This is a genomic window from Pseudomonas rossensis (assembly GCF_039888995.1).
Taxonomy (GTDB): Bacteria; Pseudomonadota; Gammaproteobacteria; order Pseudomonadales; family Pseudomonadaceae; genus Aquipseudomonas; species Aquipseudomonas rossensis.
Genome location: NZ_JBBWCB010000417.1, coordinates 1 through 233, shown reverse-complemented (window position 1 = coordinate 233; position 233 = coordinate 1). Strand labels below are relative to the sequence as shown.

Annotated in this window: 1 pseudogene; it reads left to right on the top strand. The window is 54.5% G+C overall.

The window, feature by feature from the left end:
* Positions 1-233, top strand: a pseudogene (locus WLY71_RS31120) (sensor domain-containing diguanylate cyclase); the annotation flags it as partial.

The following is a 233-nucleotide window of genomic DNA, read 5'->3' as shown; positions in this document are numbered from 1 at the left end:
CGTCATGGGTCATCCGTCCGTTAACAATCGAATTGAACAATTTCGCCATGGCGTGCCTTGGGTCGCCGAGCAAGCCGGGGCAACACTCAAGGTTCGCTCTGCGGTGATTCTGCTGGTCGGGATGATTGCGATGGAAGATGAAATACTCACGATCGGCGTTGTTGGCATCTGGCACGACGGCGCCATTGGAATTGGCAATCCAGCGCCCGTCTTCGTCATAGATAAACAAGCCA